At 52.6% G+C, this 21,130-nt stretch carries 16 protein-coding genes; all 16 read right to left on the bottom strand.

Features of this window, described 5'->3' with window-relative positions:
• Window positions 1-10: 10 nt before the first annotated feature.
• Window positions 11-817, bottom strand: a complete 807-nt coding sequence (locus B1781_RS02025) for a lipopolysaccharide kinase InaA family protein (protein ID WP_164513216.1) — start codon at window positions 815-817, stop codon at window positions 11-13.
• A 73-nt stretch (window positions 818-890) separates the two neighbouring features.
• Window positions 891-2,621 (bottom strand): lipid A export permease/ATP-binding protein MsbA, encoded by a 1,731-nt coding sequence (msbA, locus tag B1781_RS02020; protein WP_078118082.1) that lies wholly within the window; start codon window positions 2,619-2,621, stop codon window positions 891-893.
• A gap of 185 nt (window positions 2,622-2,806) precedes the next feature.
• On the bottom strand, window positions 2,807-3,703 hold the full coding sequence (gene lpxL, locus B1781_RS02015; RefSeq protein ID WP_334224009.1) for an LpxL/LpxP family Kdo(2)-lipid IV(A) lauroyl/palmitoleoyl acyltransferase: 897 nt from the start codon (window positions 3,701-3,703) through the stop codon (window positions 2,807-2,809).
• 159 nt (window positions 3,704-3,862) lie between these two features.
• Window positions 3,863-5,737: a polysaccharide biosynthesis protein gene (locus tag B1781_RS02010; RefSeq protein WP_334223852.1), complete on the bottom strand. Its 1,875-nt coding sequence runs from the start codon at window positions 5,735-5,737 to the stop codon at window positions 3,863-3,865.
• 357 nt (window positions 5,738-6,094) lie between these two features.
• Window positions 6,095-7,966, bottom strand: a complete 1,872-nt coding sequence (locus B1781_RS02005) for an acyltransferase family protein (RefSeq protein ID WP_078118080.1) — start codon at window positions 7,964-7,966, stop codon at window positions 6,095-6,097.
• Between the two features lie 99 nt (window positions 7,967-8,065).
• Complete coding sequence (locus B1781_RS02000) at window positions 8,066-9,139, bottom strand: glycosyltransferase family 4 protein (protein ID WP_078118079.1); 1,074 nt, start codon at window positions 9,137-9,139, stop codon at window positions 8,066-8,068.
• Window positions 9,136-10,260: a glycosyltransferase family 4 protein gene (locus tag B1781_RS01995; protein ID WP_078118078.1), complete on the bottom strand. Its 1,125-nt coding sequence runs from the start codon at window positions 10,258-10,260 to the stop codon at window positions 9,136-9,138. Before B1781_RS01995 ends, B1781_RS02000 begins: the two co-directional genes overlap by 4 nt.
• A gap of 81 nt (window positions 10,261-10,341) precedes the next feature.
• Complete coding sequence (gene asnB / locus B1781_RS01990; protein WP_078118077.1) at window positions 10,342-12,084, bottom strand: asparagine synthase (glutamine-hydrolyzing); 1,743 nt, start codon at window positions 12,082-12,084, stop codon at window positions 10,342-10,344.
• Between the two features lie 1,080 nt (window positions 12,085-13,164).
• Window positions 13,165-13,851, bottom strand: coding sequence for a class I SAM-dependent methyltransferase (locus B1781_RS01985; RefSeq protein WP_125931827.1), 687 nt, complete (start codon window positions 13,849-13,851; stop codon window positions 13,165-13,167).
• 8 nt (window positions 13,852-13,859) lie between these two features.
• Window positions 13,860-14,579, bottom strand: a complete 720-nt coding sequence (locus B1781_RS01980) for a class I SAM-dependent methyltransferase (protein WP_164513215.1) — start codon at window positions 14,577-14,579, stop codon at window positions 13,860-13,862.
• Window positions 14,566-15,345: a TylF/MycF/NovP-related O-methyltransferase gene (locus tag B1781_RS01975; protein WP_164513214.1), complete on the bottom strand. Its 780-nt coding sequence runs from the start codon at window positions 15,343-15,345 to the stop codon at window positions 14,566-14,568. The genes B1781_RS01980 and B1781_RS01975 overlap by 14 nt, the downstream gene beginning before the upstream one ends.
• A 25-nt stretch (window positions 15,346-15,370) precedes the next feature.
• Window positions 15,371-16,684 carry a lipopolysaccharide biosynthesis protein gene (locus B1781_RS01970; RefSeq protein WP_164513213.1) on the bottom strand — a complete coding sequence of 438 codons (1,314 nt, stop codon included), beginning with the start codon at window positions 16,682-16,684 and terminating at the stop codon, window positions 15,371-15,373.
• A gap of 403 nt (window positions 16,685-17,087) precedes the next feature.
• Window positions 17,088-17,657 (bottom strand): sugar transferase, encoded by a 570-nt coding sequence (locus B1781_RS01965; RefSeq protein ID WP_078118072.1) that lies wholly within the window; start codon window positions 17,655-17,657, stop codon window positions 17,088-17,090.
• Window positions 17,654-18,658, bottom strand: a complete 1,005-nt coding sequence (locus B1781_RS01960) for a UDP-glucose 4-epimerase family protein (protein ID WP_078118071.1) — start codon at window positions 18,656-18,658, stop codon at window positions 17,654-17,656. Before B1781_RS01960 ends, B1781_RS01965 begins: the two co-directional genes overlap by 4 nt.
• Window positions 18,655-19,803, bottom strand: coding sequence for a glycosyltransferase family 4 protein (locus B1781_RS01955; protein ID WP_334223851.1), 1,149 nt, complete (start codon window positions 19,801-19,803; stop codon window positions 18,655-18,657). The genes B1781_RS01960 and B1781_RS01955 overlap by 4 nt, the downstream gene beginning before the upstream one ends.
• Before the next feature lie 188 nt (window positions 19,804-19,991).
• Window positions 19,992-21,128 (bottom strand): glycosyltransferase, encoded by a 1,137-nt coding sequence (locus B1781_RS01950; protein ID WP_078118070.1) that lies wholly within the window; start codon window positions 21,126-21,128, stop codon window positions 19,992-19,994.
• Between the last annotated feature and the right edge of the window lie 2 nt (window positions 21,129-21,130).

The following is a 21,130-nucleotide window of genomic DNA, read 5'->3' as shown; positions in this document are numbered from 1 at the left end:
ATACGACATCCTAGTCCGGGTACGTAAGGTCGAGGGGCTTGGGCATCCTTCTTCCCAAGTGTTTTTGAATACTGCGGAACAATCGTTTCGCCTCGGTACGTCGTTCTTTGCCCAAATATACATGCAAGAGGCGCATGAGTTCGAATCGACTGAACAGGCTGATGGCGATCCGGCTCAGCCCGGAAAGGTCGGTCACCACCCCGCGATACTCACGAAACCGCATGCGCGATGCTCTGGGCGCGTCGATCCATACGATCGATTCCGGGTCTCCGTCGGGGTGGATCAGAAGGTTTCTGAACTTCAGATCATGGTGAAAGAAACCGGCATCGTGCGCCTTGCGCGCCTGACTGAGCAGTTGATGAGCGATAGCCCGCCCTGAAGCGAGCCGCTTTTCGCGGGGCCACCGGCTCCACACCGTTCTCACGAACGCCGCCAGATCGACGGTCTGTTCGATGCCCTCAGTCACGATGCAGCTCGCCCGCAATGCCCCCCAACGGCGGCTTTCACCGAAAGCGATGACATTCAGTGTAGGAATCCCCAACTGCCGCAGCCGGCCGTATGCCCAGAACTCAACCGCCGCTTTGCCTGGTCGTAACCAGAACTCGTGCCATCGGCTGAAAGGATAGGTATAGCGCTTGAAGTAGACGGTGCGTTCGTCTGGGAGCTTACATCGATAACATTTTGTCGAGGGAGCTTTGGAGACCAGGTCGCCGGCATCAAACGCTGCCCAACGGGAGCCTGGTTCGATGCCCAGTTCCTGCAAAAGCCCTTCCCAGGCATCGACGCACTCGAACACATCACCGTGCAGAACCCGCATCGTTCGAGCACCATCTATCATCCGACACCGCCCGGAAGCGCGGATTCATACGATCGACAGTGCGGGAGCACACTCAAGACTGCGCAAATTGCGTGTTGTAGAGCGCGGAATAGACCCCTTGCTGGCTCATCAACTCGTCGTGATTTCCGCGCTCGATGATCCGGCCATCACCTATCACGAGAATCTGATCGGCGTGCACAATGGTCGAAAGACGATGCGCAATCACCAGCGTGGTGCGGTTGCTCGTCAGGTTCTTCAGAGCCGCCTGCACATGCCGCTCGGAATCCGTATCCAATGCCGAAGTTGCTTCGTCAAGGATCAATATGGGCGCGTTCTTGAGCAAGGCGCGCGCGATGGCAATACGTTGCCGCTGTCCGCCGGACAATAAAACGCCATCCTCACCTACCACCGTATCAAAACCGTCTGGCAGCTCTTCGATGAAACCCAGGGCAAATGCCTGTTGAGCCGCTCGCTCTACCTCGTCCTGATCTATAGCGTCGTTGCCGTAGGCGATGTTGGCCCGGACCGTATCGTTGAACAACACCGACTCCTGTCCCACATAAGAGATCTGATCGCGCAGGCTTTTCAACGTAACATCTCGAACGTCGTGCTCATCGATGCAGATCTGTCCTCGGTCAGTTTCGTAGAAGCGCGGAACCAGTGACGCTATGGTCGTCTTACCACTACCTGACGCCCCCACCAGCGCAGTCGTCGTACCCGGTTCGATAACGAAGCTTACTTCACTAAGCGCATCTTCCCGGCTACCGGGATAGTTGAACGAAACGTGAGAAAAGCTCAGCCTTCCCGTTACGCGCTCTAGCGTGCGCGTGCCGGATTCGATCTCGGCCGACTCATCGATCAGTTCGAATACACTCTCTGCACCAGCCAAGCCGCTTTGCAAGGGCTGGTTGATGTCGACCAAACGCTTGATTGGTGGAAAGAGCAGGCCGAGCGCCGCTAAAAATGAAACAAACGCGCCAACGCTCATCGGTTCTTGACCGAGCTGGCCCGTTCCGAAATAAATCAAGATGGCGATCATTAATGCCGCAATCCCTTCAACGATGGGAGCACTGGCACCGTCTGCGACTTTCGACTTGAATTGGTAGCGCCTGATCCAATTGGCCGTTCGCAGAAAACGGGTCATTTCGGCATCCCTACCACCGAACACCTTGATTATCTTGTGACCACGTACGGCCTCCCCGAGAACGTGAGTGATGTCTCCCATCCCGGCCTGGATACTGCGACTGAGCCGCCTTAACCGTTTGGCGATGATGTTGACCACGAACCCCAAGACCGGCAGCAGGATGAAGGTCAGCAGAGAAAACCGCCAATCGAGGTAGAGCATATAACTGATGAGGCCGATGACGATCACCGTGTCACGAACCAACACCATCAGCACCTTGGTAGCGGCAGCCGTGACTTGGGTAACATTGTGAGTAACCTTGGCCAGAATATTGCCCGTCACATGCGAATCGTAGTAGCTGGTCGGCAAGTTCAAGATCCGCTCAAACATATGTTTGCGCAGGTCGAAAACGAGCTTTCCAGATACCCACGCAAAAGCAATCTGACTCACCAGGTTGCAGGTACCCCTGACCAGAAACAGCACCAACAACACGATGGGAGACCAGAACAGGAACTGCGGATCCCGGTCTACAAAGGTTCCATCCAGGAGGGGCTTCAGAAAATAGGGAATCAGCGGTTCAGTCAACGCGAGCAGAACCATGAAGAAGATGCCGAAAGAAAACTGCCGCCAGTAAGGCCGGACATGAGTAAGCAGGCGGAGGTATAGGTCTTTGCTGTTCATGCTCGAAATCGGTATTCCGCCTGTCGCTCAACTGTGCACTCTAGAACGCAGCTTCCAATCGCTGCGCCGTGGGAAGCCCCTGCGGTAGCCACTCTTGCGGGATCGGGTGTAGCCTACGAAAACTGGCCGCTATATTAGCGCGACCGCGCCTCGTCGAACACGGCGCCGCCACGTGATTGGGCTGCTCAGTAGAATGGCGGGTCATCTCGCGATGGGCGGGTCTTGAAACGCCGGTGAATCCAAAGATACTGCTCAGGCGCCATGCGCACCCAGCGCTCGACAATCTGGTTGATACGCAATGTATCGGCCTGCAGGTCGTCGGTCGGAAAGTCTTCCAATGGCGGCTCGAGTTCCAGTAGGTAGCCGCTACCATCAGACTTACGAATCATGCGAAATGGCACCACGCGGGCTCCCGTCATGTTCGCCAATCGGGAAGTTGCCGGCGTCGTGGCGGCGCGGTGCCCCATGAAATCGACAAAAACAGCCTTCTTTCGCTGCGTATTCTGGTCTGGCGCATACCAGACCGTATGACCGCCGCGCAGACGACGCACCAAACCCCGAACATCGTCGCGGGCGATAAGCCTTTCGCAGTAGCGCCCCCTGCCCCGTGTTAGCACATGTTCGACGGCAGGGTTGTCGCTGACCCTGTACACCGCGTCGACATCAGCGACCTTTCCCAATAATCTCCCTGCAATCTCGATCGACGTAAAATGCCCCCCAAAAAGAAGGACGCCTTTCCCGGCTCTTCGAGCGGACTCAAGATTCTCCAGTCCGTTAATCTCGGCGCGGTTTCGCAGCTTCGCGTCGCTCGACCACCACGCCATTCCAGTTTCAAAAATCGCCGCTCCCAGCGACGCGAAATGCTCGCGCAGCATCAGGTCGCGTTCACTCGCGGTCATTTCCGGGAAGCACGCTTCGATGTTTCTTCTTGCGATCGCTAGGCGACGCTTGGCAAGAGGCATCAACCATATCCCGATTCGCCTGCCTGCGCTTATCTGCCAACCAAACGGCATAGCCACCAAGAGTCGAAGACACGCAAAACCAAACCACGTGAGCCATGTGCGGGGATGGAGTAGTGCCAAGTTCAATGTCGAATGTCCAACTGCGGAGCGTGATCGGCGACCACCCGATTCGGGGTGCGGGCCCGTACTCTATCCGTAGCACGGCTCAACTTTTTGAGAATAGTGAGTATGGGCAAACCAAGCTTCCTGACAGAGTTCGACTGAACCACCGGATGATGCTCAATGGGCGATCGATTTTGCCTGAGCGCTGGCCGACGCCGTTAGCCGGCTTTCAGGCACGAATCGTTGCAGTTGTTCGAGCAACACACCCTCATCCAGGGTGTCGCAAGCCGAGTCCATAGTCGCAACGCCGTCTTGAAGCACTTGCCAATCAACCGTGCGGTGCTGCGCCAGCAATATTTCTTTGTGCGACGTGGCCTTAAGAGCTTCATCACAGTGGAAGAGCTCTTCATAAAGCTTTTCGCCGGGCCTCAGCCCTATGAACTTGATCTCGATATCCTGTTCCGGAACCTTGCCTGACAGGCGAATCATCTGCTCCGCGAGATCCCGGATCTTGACCGGCTCTCCCATGTTCAAAACGAAGATCTCGCCTCCCTGCCCGATGACCGATGCCTGCATGATCAGCTGACACGCCTCGGGAATCGTCATGAAATAGCGCTCCATCTCCTCATGGGTAACCGTCACAGGGCCACCACTGGAAATCTGCTCGCGAAACAACGGCACGACGCTCCCCGCCGAGTCCAGCACGTTGCCGAACCTCACCGTGATAAACCGCGTCGTCGAATGTTGATCGAGATTCTGACAATAGATCTCGGCAAGCCGCTTGGTCGTCCCCATCACGCTTGTAGGATTGACCGCTTTGTCGGTCGAGATCAGAACGAACTCAAAACACCCATGAGCTGCCGCAAGATCCGCCACCGTGCGCGTTCCGCGGACATTATTGCGCACAGCCTCCCGCACCTGATGTTCGAGCAGAGGGACATGTTTGTAAGCGGCAGCATGAAACACGACATCCGGTTTGTAATCGACAAACAACTGCTCCATCCGGGCCTTGTCTGCAACGTCGGCCAAACACGCACTCACCTTGCAATCAGGGAGAACGCGCGACAACTCGGAGTCAATCCGATACAGATTGAACTCGCTATTCTCGGCCAGAATCAGTTGCGATGGCTGAAGGCGAGCCAACTGCCGACACAACTCAGAACCGATCGAGCCGCCAGCCCCGGTCACCAGAACGCGGCGCCCAGCGAGGCCGGCGCGGATCGCATCCCAGTCGAGAGAGACCGGGTCGCGACCCAAGATATCTTCGATCGCGACCGCTCGCAGACCGCTGACGGAGACCTCGCCGTTGATCAACTCCTCTAGGTTCGGAAGAGTCTTGAATGGAACACCAGCCTGCTCACAAAAAGACACGGCCCGTCGCATCTGACGCGTCGATGCCGATGGCAAAGCCAGCAGAATCAAGTCGGCTCGCAAAACATGGACTAGTCGAGGAATTTCCTCAACGCCCCCCCGAACAGGTATTCCTCGTACCTCTCGACCTTGCCGGCGCGGACGGTCATCAACATAGGCAACTGGCATGTAGCCCGCGTCACGGTGCCTCAACATATCGCGAGCCAACAGATCACCGGCCTCACCAGCCCCCACTATCAACACGCGCCGCCCTGCGACAGGAACAAAGCTCTCCTCCTTCATCCACCGATACGCGAGACGCGTGCCTGTCAACATAACGAGCAGGAGGAGAAAGTAGAAGAACGGCACCGACCGCGGCACTTGCTCAAGCCTGTATACTGCAAACAAGACGACCGTCGCCAACGTTGCCCCAAGAAAAACGGCCTTCAAAATCCTTACGAGATCCGGAACCGACGTGAATCTCCACACCCCTCTGAAAACGCCGAACCAGGCAAAGATTGCTGCCTGCATCAGTAGCAACAATGGCAAAGAGTGGAAAGCCTGATTCAAGAAGGGCTCTGGGATTGTGGAGAAGTTGAACCGGAGCCAATAAGCGCCTAGCCATGCAATCGCTGCTACCAGCATATCCAGCACTACAATGCCGGCGCGGCGCACCCAGAGGATATGAAGAAGGTCTGTCACCAAGAATTACCCGCTTGCCGTTGCTGCGTTACTCGTCGCGCAATCGGAACTACACCGAGGACGAAGACGCCTCAGGCAATTTGCAACATCGTGACCATCCTTCACTCTTGCATTGGCGGTCGGAGCCATCCGATCTTCATCAATTAAACAAGTAAAATGAACCATCAATCACGAGTCTGCTAGATCCAAAGTGCAAGAGTGGAGGATGCTGACAGTCGGCCTACATGACGGACGCAAGCGCTTACCCGACGAGTCACCCCAAAGCCGAACGGCCTTCGCCAGAGAAGGCCAGAAGAGCTAACCAACTTCACCAAGCTACATCGACGGAATCTGCAATACCACGCATCTCTCAACATTCTACTGGTCCCGCCGAAGCAACGCGCCTCGGTCGCGTAGTAACCGCCCAACGAACATAGCCCCCCCCTTGGTAAGGTGGCTTCCATCGTAGGATAGAAGCTTTCCATCGCCGGAAAAGATAGGGCATTCTGTCGACCCTTCGCCGCAAACCAATGCATGGAGGTTGATGAACTGCGAAGACCCCAGCCTTTCTTTCATTATCTCGTTGACCAAGAGATGCTCTTCACCCACTTCGTTGCGAATCTGCGATTTCTCTTTCACCCCCATGCCAATGTATTCCCTTCGATGAACTGCACCGAAGCTCTTGCGCCCAACGACAACCACCCGTGCGGATTCTGGAAACTCGAAATTTTCAATCGTTTCTGGCAGGCGCTCTGCCGACCATGCCTTCCAACTTGCGGTCAAAAGGATAAGATCGGCTTTCTGGGCCAAGCCGACAACTCCCGAATAATAATCCTTCGAACACAATTCTTTGTCTCGTGGTGAAACGAATTGCAAGACATCTTCGTTGCCACGATAGATCTGGCAACGCGCCGGGATATACCGGACCCGAATATCCGCATCCGGGATAAGGTTGGATTCTAGAATTATGTTCACCAGATCTTGCGAAAAACTATCCCCAATCACCAACACTCGATGCGTGGCACTATCATCAAAATCCGAAAGCTTCAGAAGCTTGTCGTAGGCCTCGCGCACATAGTCACCCCTAGAAGCATGCGTCACCAATAAATCCGCGTCTGCAATATTAAATCGCGACGGAAAGCCTGTTGTCGCATACCCTAGAAACCCCAACGTGGAAAACACCAGCATCCCTAGTACGGAAAAAACTAATATTTGCCGTCTCGAAATGCGTTGGCGGTCGCGAAAGGGCTGCTCAATATAACGCCAAGTTAAATAAGCAGCTACCAATGAAGCCACACTCAAAATTGTAAACAGAAAGCCGCCAGGCGTAGCGAAACCAGTCACTCTTGCAAAGGCAAATATTGGCTGATGCCACAAGTATGCGCTGTAACTTATTAGCCCAATCCCCACTAGTGTCGAAGCACCAAGCAATCGCCCGGTATAGTTTTTCGGAGAGGCGAACAGAATAACAAGCGCAGCTCCAATGGTCGGCAGCAACGCGTTTCGACCAGGAAAAGGCGTACTCTTTTCGAATACAATACATGCAATCAAAATAAGTGTCAGGCCAACCAACGCCGCTATTTCGCCGACTGAACGCCGTGGAGGAGCTTTGCGCACTCGAAGCAAGTAAATTGCCACCAACGAACCAACAAACAGTTCCCACACCCTTCCCCGCGTGTCGTAGAATATTTTGTCAGGCCGCATTGTTGACTGATAGTCAGCATATAGAAAGCTTGCAACCGCAATTCCTAATATTGTCAACAAAAAGACTTTTCTTCCGCCCCGCCACATCAATAAAGAAAGTACGGGAAATACCAAGTAGTACTGTTCTTCTACAGCCAAACTCCAAGTGTGTAGCAAGGGCTGACCTTCTGCGGCAGGAGCGAAATAGTCTATTTCATTCCTAAAGTAAATATTTGAAATGAAAAAAATAACGCTAGCCAAGCTTACGGAAAACGCCTGAAGCTCATCTGGTAACAAATACACAATTGAGACTGGAAGACAACACAAGAGAACAAAGAATAGTGCTGGAAGTATGCGCCTGGCACGCCTTTCGTAAAACGAAGAAAACGTGAATCGATCCGCATCCATCTCATCTAGAATTATTGTTGTAATCAGGTATCCGCTAATGACAAAGAAAACATCAACACCAACAAATCCCCCGCCAATCCATTCGAACCCCGCATGAAAAAAAATAACGGGCAATACCGCAATCGCACGCAGCCCATCCACCTCTCTCCGGTATTTCATGCAAACGACCGGCAATCTAAGTTAATGCAACGCGTTTTCATCTTCTTGCGAATCTCGAAACTCTGATACGCTCCGCAAAAAAGGATGATGGCCGGCCACCTACTGGACAACTAACTCTTCCCAGCGACCCATGATTCTGCGCTGATCGTACTTCTCTTTTACAAGCGACGCTGTGCGGCCAAGATCGTTTCTAAGGCGCGGGCTGGATATCAACGAGACGATTGCCGAAGCCAAGCCTTCGATATCATCACTTTCTACGAGCAATCCATTCTCTCCGTGCTCGATTATATCTGTGGGCCCAAATTCGCACTTCGTGCTCACTACAGGTAACGACATCGCCATTGCTTCAAGCAGGGCGTTTGGGAATCCTTCTGATCGAGACGAATGCACATACACACTAGCTTTCGCGTACCACGTTGCGACGTCCTTGACCGCACCCACTAGCACCACGCGATTCGTCAACTCCAGCTCCGAAATCTGTGCATTCAGTTTCTCGCGTAAAGGCCCGTCTCCCAGGATCACTAGACGCCAGGACGGGTGTTCGTGAGCGATCCTAGAAAATGCTGAAATCAGCGTATCGTGAGCTTTTTCGTAAATCAATCGCCCCACGCAAAGCACCAACGGTTCCTTGTCAATGGCTATTGGGGCGAATGATGGCAGTGGATTCGGTATCACAACAGCGGACACCCCCAGCGATTGCCTAAGCCAATCGGCAGCTCCTTCCGTCTGAGCCACAACTGCCGTAGCAAACCTGTATGTGAGGCGTCGACCGAGAGACCAGAAATAAGGAAGAGATCTAGATTTCGGGTTGTTTCGGATGGAAATCAACGTTTTCGCGCCAAGCCCTGCACTTGCCAGGATGCTGAGCACATTTGTACTGTCCATGAAACTGATAACAGCGGCGGGCCGTAATCGAGTCAACTGCCTGCGAAGGGCAAGCAACCGCGTCCAATTGAATACCAGTTTTTCCGATATGCCGTTGGTGTCTCGACGGTAGTCTAGCGAGATGCGCTCCACGCGCGGATCGAGAGGATAAAAATCATCGCTGGCAGAAGGCGCAAACGTAATCAGCCGAATTCTATGCCCTTCGACAGCCCAATAGTTGGCCATTTCTGTCATGACACGCTCCGCACCTCCCGCCTGAAGTGAAGAGATCACCAACACAAGGTTCATTCAAGAAATCCCTCTACCGCGCCAGCACGCGCATCCCAACTATAACGCGCCTCGAAATCTGCTAACGCGGTCGCTTCCAAACGCTCCTTGAGTACCCGGTCCGCTGCGAGACGCTGTAGTGCATCGCTCCAATCATGCGGATCCTCTGGCGAACACAGCAACGCGTTCTTTTCTGGGACAAAAACCTCGCGGAGCACCGGCAAATCAGAGGCAACAATTGCCTTTCCCGCCGCCATGTACTCAAATGCCTTGAGAGGAGATGTCCATTCGCTTATGTTTCGGTGCCCTCCACCAAACGCCGCCACGTATGCCTGGTTGGGCAGAAGAACCACATCCATTGCAAGCATGAAGCGTTGAACGTCAGCGTGAGGAACAAACCCGTGAAAAGTCATATTGGCCAGCTCGCTACATTCGCCTTTCCACTTTTCAATATCGACTTCCAAACCACCGACGATATGGAACTTTGCCCACGGACAAAGTGGTGCAAGTTTGGAGATTAGCTCCATCCCTTTGCCTCTGTATAGCTGACCGATGTAGCCGACATTCATCAGCGCCTCATCTCGGATAGCTTCCATTGGGGGCAATCGTTGTGGAACAGGAGAAGCCGCATCCGGCAATACGGCTATTTTGTCGGATTGCAATAAGAACTCACGCTGGTATAGCTCTTTTAGGGCATGGGTGATGACAACCAGTTTCCTGAAGTTGCGACTGCTAATTGCCGCACGAAACATTTTCAAACTTACGAGGTCTTCGCTGACAATTGGCGCGTGGGATTCGTACACTACGGGCAACCCCAACCGAACAGCGTAGTAGCAGACATGAAGATTTCTGCTATAGATCACGGAATGTCGCAACCATGCTCGAATAGCCGCGCGGAAGGCGAAATATTGACGAGCGCCGCGCAGCTTCGGCCGAGCTATGTGCGTTAGACGAAAATTTTCGGATGCCCCATAAAATTCGAATACGTTGTGGAGACAGTCTTTCTCGGTGCCAGCATTAGGATAAATCAACTCTACCGCTCGTCCACGTCGCGCCAGCGCCTCACACATTTTGACGACATGAATACTATTTGCCGTTCGCGAGGGTATGGTCGCGTTCGACACATAGACTATGTCTCTCATCGACGCAAATCCCCAACGAACTTAACATTAAATCGTGGAGACCCTAGTTTGGATTTGACCATAGCTTACTGCCAAGCCCACTCAAAGCGGCATGGCTTCACCCGTATAGGCGTGAACTATACCTTCTTGCAGGCTTCCGTATTGGGCAGTCAACCGCTTTCTCCACCCGGGGTCAGGAGCAGAGAACCCCTGCTTCTTGTGATTTAAGACCTGTTCGGGCAATAGATGTTTTACAGCCGATTTCAAGCCCGATTTGAGTCCGTCCCGATGGCGGCCATAGACAAAGGATTCTGGCAATCGGAACGAAAACTCGACCAAGCGTTTGGATAACAAGGGCGGCCGACACTCTAAGGAAACCGCCATGCTCACACGGTCAACCTTTACCATAATATCGTCGGGCAGGAACGTGTGGAAATCCATGACTTGTGCTGCGCGACGGGGCGGAAGATGGGGCAAGTAGTGTTGTCGATACGCCCACAATGGATCGTAATCCATCGAGACGCCTAAGGCCCTTTTCCAATCATTCAACCTGCCCTCAGACAGGCTTCCCCTTATGTGAGCGTACCGCCAAACAGGATCAGCAAAAGATGCCAAACGCAACTCGCGCCGATAAGGTAACGGTGATGGAAAGTCGACACCCTGAAGTTTACGCAACGGCATCCAACGCGCTGCATACGTCGCTTTCCGATACCTTTCATACCACCGATACCCACCGAAGAGCTCATCGCCTCCATCACCGCTCAACACAACCTTGACGTTGTCTGCCGCAAATGAGCAGACTCGAAAAGTCGGGATAGCAGAAACATCTGCAAATGGCTCATCGAACCAAGCGTCAACACGACCAATCATGTCGTCCATCTCTCCATTCTCAAGATAGTGGACTTGATGATTGAGCCCAGCTTTCGCGGCCATAGCCAGCGCGTAGGGTGTTTCGTCGCGCTCGGCTTGTCGGAACCCGATGGAGAAACTCCGCATATCTGGCTTGTGCCTGGAAGCAAAGGCTGCAATTACCGAAGAATCAATGCCGCCGCTCAAAAGAAGACCCAGCGGAACATCGCTCACTAACTGTTCGGAGACAGAGTCATCTATTAACTCCAGAAGCCGCTCAGCAGCAGTATCGGCATGAACATCCTGACTGCTTGACTCGAGCTCCCAGTATCGGCGAACGTTCAACCGACTGCTTGCGGTGTCAAACTCCATAATGCTCGCTGCTTGAAGCTTGAAAATGTTGCGGTAGAAGGTTTTGGGAGCCGGGATGTATCGATAAGCGAGGAAATCGATTATGGCCTCAGGGTCTTCTTCTAGGTTTTCCACTCCAAGGAAAGCGCGAACAGCTTTCAGCTCTGATCCCCAAACGAGGCTTTTTCCGTCGAACGCGTAGATCAAGGGTTTAATACCCACACGATCTCGAAATGCCGTTACACGCCCGGCACCCGAATCAAAGATGACGGCCGCATACATTCCGTCCAGACGTTCAACGAGTCCGTCTACGCCCCAATAGTGAAACCCGTGCAAGACAACTTCTGAATCGGAGCCGGATTTAAAAACATAGCCGGCCGCACCAAGCTCGTTGCGAAGTGACGCGAAGTTATAAATTTCCCCATTGACGGTAACTGAAAGCCCGTGGGCCATCATAGGCTGTCGACCAGCATCTGAAGTATCTATGATGCTTAGTCGTCTGTGACCTAAATAAACAGACCCGGAAAACCATTCTCCAGCTTGATCCGGACCTCGATGAGACAGCGTGTCTCGCGCCACGCGGGCGTGATTGAGCATCTCCGCACTACACAACTCACTGCCAGCAAACCCGAACAAACCACACATACCGTCAGTCTTTGTCGCTCAAAGTGTGCAGTGTACCCTGATAGGGCAACTCGCTTGCAATGCCGCTATCAGCGATCTTCTTTCGCCTCAACAATTTCAGTGTGGTGTTCCTACCGAATCTGAGGTAACGATACGGTTTCCGCACACGCTCAGGTGACTTGAAGGTCCAAGCTGCCAGCTATCGCTCTTGACCTTTTCTACCAGAAGCAGCGAAAGTGTGAACATGCGCTCCTCACTGCATAGTAATACGTCCTATCGGCAAAACTCGTCCGCCCAACTCTCGCATACAGAAGGCTCGGCCTGAATCGCCAAGATGAAACGCTCAGGCGCACTCCGACAGGCAGCTTGAAATCCATGCATTGCCTCCCGAAAACTGGCCAGATACCGGTAGTAGGCCTGAGAGATAGGGAATGCCTTGCCGGCCAGGCTTACCTATACATGCCATTCGTTGGCCATTCACATTACCACCTCACTGCATGAAGATCGTAACACCGTTGCTTGTTTGAACGCCTCGGCGGCGACCTCAACCCTGGGTGTTTTCTCAACCCATACCGTCTTAAGACAGCCCGCTCTTCCCTAAGCAATTCAGGGTGCATAATGCTTGGCAAAATCCTCTGCAGCACTTCGCTCGTCATTTGTAGAACCCAGACTTGATCATGCCACCCTTGCGGCAAAGCTCAGGCACACACGGGCGGACATCTGAGTTCTTCTGACGCTGGAACATCTAGCTTTCGACATACTGGGGCTCTGTCACGCGTATAGAAACGCCTGACAGAAGATCCTACTCGTGAGCCTGATTAATGGCTGACGGCAATATGGTCGGCAAGCTCCTCGGCAGTCAATCCGCCGTGTAAAACAACAAGCAGCCGGGGAAAACAAGGACACGAATTGAAGTCTAAGCATCGAGCCACTCAACTAACAGCACTCTGGGAAACGACTCGCCATCGCGAGAACACCTTCACTTCAGTTCTCTTTGGGGGAAGATTGGAACTACGCATGCGTTTTATACACCGTCATGATCGCCCCTTCCCGACGGCCAGATGGATAGACGCGCCTGAATACCGTTCATTGGCACATGATTCAGATCGAGTTCGAGTGAGGCTTTTGTGCTTCTATATAAAGCGACTGGGGCTCGCGGTAAGATGAGTCAATGATTAACTTTGGATCGACCCCTTCACCAAACTCAACCTGTTTAGCTTCTATGAAGCCGGCATGGGCCAACATTGCCTTTAGCGTTTCTGCGTCATAAGCAAATTGATGGCCATATGACCGAAAAATTCTATTAACCGCCATCATTGGGGTAAATTTTATCTGCGAATCTACTTCTAAATCCTTCTTTCCCGCAGCCCCCACATAGGGAAAGACGACATCTTCACCCTTTAATGCACGCGAGTACAATTCAAGATACTTCCCACCATCTGGCACAATTACCCGCACTACGCCACCCGGCGCAAGCAAGCGAAAGAAGTCTCTAAATACACTCACACATTCGTTGTATGCTATGTGCTCTAAGCAATGCTCCGTAAAAATTCCGTGAAGCGCCCCATCCTCGATAGGGATTCGCTCTCTTATATCCCAGCAAAGATCGATTCCTGGCCGCCATGCATAATCAAGATTGATGAACTGCTCTCGAGTATTGCGGCCACAACCAACGTTCAAGTACCTTACAGCGCGAGTTCTTTTTATCGAATTAAATAGCAGCCGCCCTCTTTTGACGTTGCTAACAAACCGGAAAAGAACACCTTTAAGGCGATGTCGATAATTCAATTGATCTACTACTCCGACTGATCCAATCGACACAGGCACGCCTGGGTGTACTTAATGGACCGAAGACGCAGCCACCGTCTTAGCGCTCGCTTAAAGAAGGCGGCATCATGCTTCCAGTCAAAACCGGCAAGCATTCGCACCTCGACAGGATTGAACCCATTCGCATTAAGATATTGCCGAAATTCAATAGCCGACCACTCGCGAACATGATGCCGTATCGGAGAATAGTTGCAGGCGGCGCCCCTCAAACGTACTCGCTCTGGCGTAGATATAAGGAATAGTGTTTCCGGACCAGCGAGTTGCTTGAGAAACCACAGAATCGTGTCTGGATTCGCGAGATGCTCAATCACATCAGAACAAATGACCAAGTCAAAATGATCGTTAACTAAACGGTCCGGCGCACTCAGATCCACACCAATCCAATCACCGAATTGATAGTGTTGCTCACAAAGTCTTGTTGCGTTTGGCTGATCAAACCCAGTTATAGAAAGACCATCTATTCGATCATTCAGACGAGCCAGCTTCGCTGCCGTACCACAACCAACGTCCGCTACTTTGACGAGACCTTTTTCGCGGACAATCTCCTCTGCCCATTCGTATACCGACGCCTGGTATGACAGTGAGTTATGTACACGCTTTTCATCCCAATAAAACTCACCATCAGAATCAAACGTGACTGCATCATTAATCACATAGTCGGTGCGAACAAAGTAGTTATCCGGCGACATTCGAAGCCCTCTTGATGATGATGCCTTGCCCTGTGGTGAGATGAACGACCGAAAGACTATGCCTTTCAGCGATTTCGTCCATGGCTTTTCGCGCACCTGGGCAGGTTTCGAACCCGTAATCATCACATACGACAACCCCGCCCACACTCAGTCTTGGAAAAAAGAACTCGAGCGCGTCGCGGGTGGGCTCGTATAGATCGACATCTATGTGCACCATACTAAAGACACGCCCAGATACTTCGTTGAAGCGTTCCGGTATCCACCCCTTGTAGAAAACTACGCGACTCGAAAACCGCACAAGATTCTGCCGAGGGATATCCTCCTCCACCTTCAGATCATTTTTCTCCCAACGAAAAGCCACTTCACTGCCGACGACGTCCTGTTGCTTCGGAGCGCTGAGCCCCTCGAACGAGTCGAATCCGTAGTATGTCTTATCGGTACCCTCTGTAGCGGACAGCATCAGATAGCTACCAGCGCCATGATATACCCCGCATTCGGCGAGGTCGCCCGGAATGTCCCTGACAATTTTGGAAAGGTTAAACAGATTGAAACGCCTCTCGTGGATACTTCCTACTGCCCCCGGGAATTTGCTCCACTCCGATAAGAATTCTGGATCTGTGAGCCATGAAAGATTCTTGTTATAAAGCCGGAAACCCCACCGAACTGCAATCCCCTGCAATAGAGAATGTCTCGCTTCATATCGCTGTCTTGCAGGCGCGAAAAAAGCGGAAACGAGCAGCCAAAAAAAAGAAAAAATCTTGCTCACTTTACTAATTCCAAAGCATATGGCGCTATATTCTCGCCAAATTCCATGCGGTGACGAAATACATCGCAGTCGCCCAAACGATGTAGAACAAAAACATTGCGACGCCCGCGCCAACAAGCCCGAGTTCTGCGATGAGAAGAACGAGGACTATCAAGTAGAACGCAACGGTGAAAATATGAACGACCAAGGATACTCCAGGCTTCCTCATCGCCATCATTGCAGGAGACAGGGGCTGGGCAAAAGCCCACACGACCATCGACGCAATACACCAACACGCCAAAGAGTATGCCTCTACATAGTCTGCACCAAAGGCCACCCTTAGAAACATCGACCCGAAAAAAAGGAAGCCGACCAAGACCACCCCCGCGACTGCGCCGAGCGTCATTGACGATTGCCTCATCAATTGAGCCATGCTATCCGTCTTCCGCACAGCCACCATTCGCGCTAACTCTGGGTAGATTGTTTGGTAGAAAGGATTTATCAGTTTCCCCATCGCGCTAATTATCGTTTTCGCAATCTTATACAAACCCGCCGCGCGCACATCAATCAATCCATTGACAATGAATATATCGATTTCCCTCACCACACGGACTATTCCGTCTACATTGGTTACGACAACGTAGTGCCAGATCCCCTCACACCGACGGGGCAAGCTCACCAAATCGAAATGCCGCCAATGAAAGATATCTTCCTTTTTCGCTAGCTTTACGGCATACCAGAAGAACCACAACTGACCTATGATGTTGTTTAGCGACGTCACGGCCAAGTAGACAATCAATCGCTCCTCGCCCGTTAGCCACAACAGAGTTACTGAGATCAACTGCAATACAGCGATCAGGTTCTGAGCCAGAGCCTGAGGAAAGAAGCGATCATAGATCCGCAGCAAAGCGGTCGGAGTAGACGACCAGTTGAATAGCAAAATCGTCGCTGCGACAACTGCCGGCAATAGTTCGCCTTCGGGCAGCCCGAACAAGGAAGGCAGCCACGCAGCAACAAGAATCGCTATAACAAACCCCAGCGCTCCAGCGAGGACATCCAATATCAGTCCGAAACAAGCTAGATTGAAAAGAAGCGCCTTGTCATTTCGTTCGTGGGCATGCGAACCATAATGAATCAGGCCCTGCCAAGTCTGGAAGCTTGTCAAGCGACCAATGATTTCAATGAAAGCCCCATACAGGGAATAAAGGCCAAACTGCTCCACCGATATTGCGCGCGTAAGCACGCCCAAATAAATGAGAGCAACAATGGAACTCGTAGCATTGCCCCCAAATACAACACCCGAGTTTCTGAGTAACGCAAAATACCTGGGATGGAAGCTCAACTCGCGAAGCCAGCGCATTAGACTCTCGAACATGTATCTCAGGGTGAGTCAACGAAGCCTGCGCGACGCAACTTCACATCGGCAAGCTTCAATGAACTGAACTCGGCATACGCATCTACCCAACCGGCTCTCCATATTGTTAGCGATGTTGGGGCGTTTTCAATCATCGAAACACTCAATTTCATGCCTCGGCTTAGCGGTAGCTCGGGTACGCTCGGCCAAACAGCACTCCAATGTCCCGGACAATCTTCGCGTTACTGAGGACTGCTCGCCAGACCGAAGCAGATGCATTGTCGGCGCCCGCACCACCGAATGGAAACAAGCGGAGCCCAGCAAAAATTTCCGCCGCAAACTATAAACCGGTAAACGCTTTCCTCAAACCCACGGCGACAAAACCCTGCGCTCCCGAGGTTTCACCAAATTAGAATGCCACGCCTTCTTTGCGAATCACCCTAACCAGGGTCATCCATAGAATTTGAACGTCAAACGAGACGGACCGGCGATCCAAATATTCAATATCGAACTCGACCTTCTTGGGAATCGGCAGATCATCACGGCCGTTAACTTGAGCCCACCCCGTCAATCCCGGCACTAGCCGATGAACGCCAGCCTTCGTGCGAAGTTTCACCAGATCATGCTGATTGAACAAAGCTGGCCTAGGGCCGACGAAACTCATATGCCCCCTCAAAATACTCCAGAGTTGCGGTAGTTCATCTAGACTCGTCCGTCGTAGGAATCCGCCAATCGGAGTGAGGTAGCTGGAGGGATCATCCAACAGGTGCGTTGCTACGGCGGGCGTCCCGACCCGCATGGTACGGAATTTTGGCATCATGAAGTTGACGTTATTAGTCCCGACGCGCTCAGACCAGTAGAAAATTGGGCCACGCGACGTCGCTCGAACCAATAGCACTAAGATCAAAAATGGCGCGACGAAAATTGCTGCTGCGGCGACAGCCAAACAAACATCAAAAAAACGCTTGGACGCTGTCAACGACTGCCGCTCTTGCTTTGCCTGAACCAGTCTGCGGTAACCGCCAAAGCTTGGTCGACGGAATACGGCCGTACCCAACCGAGTTCTTGCACGATCTTGTTGCTATCGACAATCAATGACCCGAACAACCGCTTCAGCTGTGTTTTCTTTCCCAGGAACTTCCCTGCTGCTAATAACCACTTGGGCGGGATAGACCAAATTCGCACTGGTTTACCCAAACCTTGCCCAAGTTTGCGTATCAACGCTGGCGTCGACATGTCTGCACCATCGGACAACAAAAACAACCCCCCGGCCGCGGAAGGATGCCCGGCACACAGGACAATCGCATCCACGAGATTACCCAGGAAGAGAAGACTCCGTCGATTGGAAACCGCACCAAAGGGGAAAGGCAGCCCTTTATCTACATAGCGAAGTAACTGTAGAAAATTAGCGCCAACTCCCGGCCCGTACACAAGCGGCGGGCGAAGGATTACCACCTCCATACCGGTACTTCTTTCAACATCTCTCAACCCTTGTTCAGCCTCCCATTTCGAAATAGCGTAGGGACCTTCAGGCGATGGAACCGAAAGTTCGTCGTACCGTTCAGTACAACTGCCCAAAGCTTGACCCTCCCCATTCACTTTTATGGTGCTCAGATAGATAAACCGCCGTACACCCGCATCCGCGGCTTGCTTCGCAAGATTAAGCGTGCCTTCCGTATTGATACTACTGTATTCCTGGCTCCACTCCGACTTCTTATCGTCGTTCATAACATGGACGCGCGCAGCAAGATGAATGACGATATCTACGGTGCCACGATGACCTCCAAGCGGTTGCTGCTGCGGTCTCAAGGCTTCGGCCCATTTTGTTTCTGGCCCAATATTGCCGATTTGAATGGACGAGTCGCCATTAACGCTATCCCGCGTAACGGCGTTGACCTGATAGCCTACCGACTGTAGCGACGCGCACAATGGCACACCGACAAACCCATTGGCACCGGTCACCATCACAGACTCAGTCACGCTGCCAACTCGTCATAGACACCCAACGTTTCCGTCAATACCCTCTCTGACGAAAATTCTTGTTCCGCCAACTCGCGCCCCACTCTGCCCATCGCTGCACACAGCTCTCGATCAACGATTAGGGATTCGAGAGCGTTCGCGAGAGCTTCAGGGTCTTTGGGTGGAATCAGTACTCCATTTCGCGAATCAATCACAAGTTCGCGACACCCCGGCATATCAGTTGTGACAATCGGCCTGGCACTTGCCATTGCTTCGATCAGTATCTTTGGAATTCCCTCGCCATAGTAGGTTGGAAGACAGACGATCTGGGACTGATGCAGAACAGCTGGAATGTCATCGCAATACCCCCACCACTCGACCACACCTGACCGCGCCCATTCGTTAAGTTGCTCTCGAGAAACCGAGCCCGGGTTCTCAACATCTGGCTCCCCAACAAGAACGAACCGCGCCTGCATACCTTTTGACTTAAGCGATTCCGCGGCTTTGACGAACACCCCGACCCCTTTGTCCCAAAGCATTCTGGAGGCGAGAACGACGAGCGGCGGATCCATTTGGCATTGACTCGTTTGATAGTCATCCAAAGCGACCCCCGCACCGCGGATGAGATCTATGGCTTCGGCGCCTACAACTCGATTTGACAATAACAACTCCATGTCGTCATTGTTCTGCACGATCACTCTCCCACGAGGGCGGGCCAGCAGCGTACGAAACAAGGCTATCACCACGGGCTTCAGAAGTCGGGCCTTACGTTCGGAAGAGGAAAACACGAAACCCAAACCGGCGAGTGCATTCACTACGGCTCGCACCTTGGATAGGTTTGCCACGAGGGTGCCATAGACAACTGGCTTGAGAGCCACGTGGTGGACTAAGTCCGGCATTTCTCTCCGGTAGATTCTCCACAGTTCGACAAGCGCGCTGAACTCGCGAATTGGGTTTGCACTCGAACGCTTCCAATGTTTCAAAGGTATGAGCCGCAAGCCGCTTTGTTTGATCTTTTCACCGTGTTTGTTCACACGTGTTGCGACCACGACGTCATAGCCCGCACTTCTTGCAGCAACGGCCAACGAGAGCCGATGAGTACAGAAGTACCAATCTTCGGTCACCAAAAACAAGAGTTTGGTTGCTCGTCGCATAGTCGTATCCATTACTTTTGGCGAATGATTCGAGTGCCGCCGCCATCTAAGATTAAAGCAATGCCAGCGATCTCCCGAGGAGTGCTTCGAAAGTACCCGCTCACAAAGAAAGACGGAGTCACTTCAAGTCTTACGAAGTCGAGGTGTTGAACGAACGAATAGGAGCTGAACGCCTCGTACCAAGAAACAGCAAGATTTCTCTAACACGCCTCATTAACAGCATGCCCATAACATTCACGATATTTTTCTACTATCGCGTCGATCTGAAAATGCTGTTCTATGCGCTGCCTTGCCGCTAGCCCACGTCGAGCACGCTCTTTTGCACTGAACGAAAGCAAACCCAGCAATCCGTCTGCGAGTGCCGAAGGGGAAGACGGCGGCACAACAATGCCGGAATCCCCAACAATTTCGCGGCAGTCTCCAACATCCGTTGCGACACAGGGCAGGCCACACCCCATGGCCTCACCTAGCACGTTGGGAAATGCCTCACTCACGCTACTTAGACAGAACACATCAAACGCCTGCAAGATGCGATTCACATCCTCACGTTCCCCCAGGAATTGGATTTGCCCAGCAGGAAACCCTCGTGCCATGGATGCAAGCTGCCTATTCTCATCATCAACACCACTTCCGACGAGCACCGCATAAACACCCGGTTTTCGCGAAATCACAAGCTTCATAGCTTGCAGAAATGACGAATGGTCCTTCAACGGATGGTAGCGCGCCACATGGCCGACCACCAAAGCGTCTAGCGGAATCGACAGCATCGTCCGGAGCAAGTCTCGATCGACCGGATTCGGGTGCCAATGATCCAAATCGAATCCGTTCGGAATAACCATACCCTTCTCCGATGGAAATCCGGCAGATTCATGCTGAGCGCGCGACACAGCACTATTGTAGATAACCCTGGACACCCACTTGCTCAACAAAGGATGAAGACGAATCACAAGGCGAGTCAGCCATTTCTCATCGCTGAGTTCGTACAGGGAATGCCGAACATTCCAAATGACAGGAATTCTCGATCGCAGACTGGCAAGAGCTACTACCGCAGCAATGTTTCCGTGGTACATCCACCCCTGCACCAAATCGGGTGAAGCGTCGACGATCGCACGCCGCAGTCGGAGGAAACCACCAAGAGACCATGCCCCCCTTCGCAACCCCAGACTCTGCACTGCCACGCCGGCCCTTCTTAGTCTGACACCGTAAACCCCGTCGCCAGTCAGTGATATCACTTGGTTATCGAAGTGGGACTGTAGCCCCCCCACAATCAGGTTGTGCAAGGCTCTTTCGGCGCCGCCCATGCCAAGCCCGGTGATTACGTGAACGATCTTCTTCACCG

This window comes from Thiosocius teredinicola, assembly GCF_002009425.1.
GTDB lineage: Bacteria > Pseudomonadota > Gammaproteobacteria > Chromatiales > Chromatiaceae > Thiosocius > Thiosocius teredinicola.
The sequence above is the reverse complement of the archived record's forward strand: the minus strand, read 5'-3'. Positions and strand labels throughout refer to the sequence as shown.

Excerpts from the sequence above, each read along its gene's own strand:
- B1781_RS02025 (WP_164513216.1), bottom strand. The coding sequence starts at position 817 with ATGCGGGTTCTGCACGGTGATGTGTTCGAGTGCGTCGATGCCTGGGAA.
- msbA (WP_078118082.1), bottom strand. The coding sequence starts at position 2,621 with ATGAACAGCAAAGACCTATACCTCCGCCTGCTTACTCATGTCCGGCCT.
- B1781_RS02005 (WP_078118080.1), bottom strand. The coding sequence starts at position 7,966 with ATGAAATACCGGAGAGAGGTGGATGGGCTGCGTGCGATTGCGGTATTG.
- B1781_RS02000 (WP_078118079.1), bottom strand. The coding sequence starts at position 9,139 with ATGAACCTTGTGTTGGTGATCTCTTCACTTCAGGCGGGAGGTGCGGAG.
- B1781_RS01995 (WP_078118078.1), bottom strand. The coding sequence starts at position 10,260 with ATGAGAGACATAGTCTATGTGTCGAACGCGACCATACCCTCGCGAACG.
- asnB (WP_078118077.1), bottom strand. The coding sequence starts at position 12,084 with ATGTGTGGTTTGTTCGGGTTTGCTGGCAGTGAGTTGTGTAGTGCGGAG.
- B1781_RS01980 (WP_164513215.1), bottom strand. The coding sequence starts at position 14,579 with ATGTCGCCGGATAACTACTTTGTTCGCACCGACTATGTGATTAATGAT.
- B1781_RS01970 (WP_164513213.1), bottom strand. The coding sequence starts at position 16,684 with ATGCGCTGGCTTCGCGAGTTGAGCTTCCATCCCAGGTATTTTGCGTTA.
- B1781_RS01955 (WP_334223851.1), bottom strand. The coding sequence starts at position 19,803 with ATGGATACGACTATGCGACGAGCAACCAAACTCTTGTTTTTGGTGACC.